The organism is Candidatus Nitrotoga sp. M5, from assembly GCF_927904885.1.
Taxonomy (GTDB): Bacteria; Pseudomonadota; Gammaproteobacteria; order Burkholderiales; family Gallionellaceae; genus Nitrotoga.
Genome location: NZ_CAKMNW010000036.1, coordinates 1 through 1,709 on the forward strand (window position 1 = coordinate 1; position 1,709 = coordinate 1,709).

The window sequence follows — 1,709 nt, forward strand, 5'->3', positions numbered from 1 at the left end:
CCCTCAGCCCCCACAACACCCTGCATGCGGATCCGCACAGGGCGTTTCACTAAGAATGGTGAAGCTTGATCCAACCATCGCGCAATTCGTACAACCCCTGAGATTTTAAGTAGGCATTGGATAATGCCTGATTAATCCCCGGTGTTTTGGAACTGCGCCATGGCCCTTTGCTGGTAGTACCACACGCAACTGCAGCCTGTACGTGGACGCCTCGACTCATCAGGTTTCTTACTTTGGTTCGTGGCTTTCGCCACTGCCGCCAGTAAGCCATCCGCACTCTGCGCCGGATCCAATGATCTAGATCGACGCACAGTTGATAACAGTTGGCGATACCAAAATAGTTAATCCATCCTCGTATAAATTGGCTGGTTTTAAAGAGCTGATATTTCATCGACACTCCCCAGTTGCGATTCGTTAACAAACGAATCCGTTGCTTGAATTTCAGCAGTGTTTTCGCGTGCCATTGAATACGGCCAGCCTTGAAGGTAAACCCCAAGAACTTGCTCTCACTGGTTTTAACGACGCGACTTTTATCGGTATTTACGACCAGCTTCAGGCGGTCTTGCAAGTACTGGCTGATACTGTTCAGCACACGTTCACCGGCTCGCTGACTTCTTACTATTATCGTAAAGTCATCAGCGTAGCGGGCGAATTTGTGGCCACGTTTCTCAAGTTCTTTGTCCAAAGGATCGAGCATGATGTTCGCTAGCAGTGGCGATAGTGGCCCACCCTGTGGCACACCTTCTCGACTCTCACCATAGAACTGGTTGTCGACAAACCCAGCTCGCAGGTACAACCTAATCAATCTCAGTAGACGCTTGTCCTTCACCTTGTCACCAAGGCGCGTCATCAGTAAATCATGATTGACTCGGTCAAAGAATTTAGATAGATCGACATCCACCGCAAAGCGGCGACCTTCCTTGATGATGTCGCGAACCTGCTTTACCGCCTGTTGCCCATTTCGATGAGGCCGGAATCCAAAGCTATTGCTTGAGAAACTGAAATCGAAGATGGGCGTAAGGGCTTGGGCAATGGCTTGCTGGATCACACGGTCACAAACGGTTGCCCCCTTGTTTTAAATTCAGCCCAGTTGGCGAGTACCGCCATCGGGTTTATCAATTTCAACACGCCGAACTGGTGATGGTTTGTACCGACCTGTTGCCAGCTCGGTAGTTACCCTAGGCCAGTGGCCAGCTCGTGCCCATACGGGAAATTCGTCGATGGTCATGCCATCAACGCCCGCAGCCCCTTTATTAGCTTGAACGCGCTTCCATGCCGCAGAGAGATTTTCCCGCTGCAGCACACGCTCAAATAGATCGTTACCAAAGGCTGGCTTCAGATCACTACGCTGAGTCACGTCATCGCCGGACGGCGTTCGTGCGTTCAAGTGTGACAAGGCTCCTCCTTTATTCTCAATGTTCAGGCCTTCACCATGTATCAGCCATTACGCTGACCGTTGGGCTACTATGCCGTCTGCTGACTTCTGCTTAATCACTGCCAGAGTTACCCCCGTCAGCGCTATCGGTTTGCATCGGGTTCGCTCTCCATTGGCGATGCACTCAGTGGAGCCAAGGCACTTATTAACCAGAGCCTTACTGGTAGTTTACCGATCGCTTGTTAAGCAGATCTCCCCAGATAAGAACATGAACTGTCCCCGCGCAACTGCATCATTTACGGTGGCCGTTAGATCACATGGCTTCGTCGTCTTG

General features: G+C 51.0%; 1 protein-coding gene and 1 pseudogene. Both read right to left on the bottom strand.

Features of this window, described 5'->3' with window-relative positions:
* Positions 1 to 49: 49 nt before the first annotated feature.
* Positions 50 to 1,051, bottom strand: a pseudogene (locus MJ770_RS08775) (reverse transcriptase domain-containing protein); the annotation flags it as partial.
* 30 nt (positions 1,052 to 1,081) lie between these two features.
* Positions 1,082 to 1,396, bottom strand: coding sequence for a hypothetical protein (locus tag MJ770_RS08780; protein WP_239252610.1), 315 nt, complete (start codon positions 1,394 to 1,396; stop codon positions 1,082 to 1,084).
* Positions 1,397 to 1,709 lie beyond the last annotated feature (313 nt).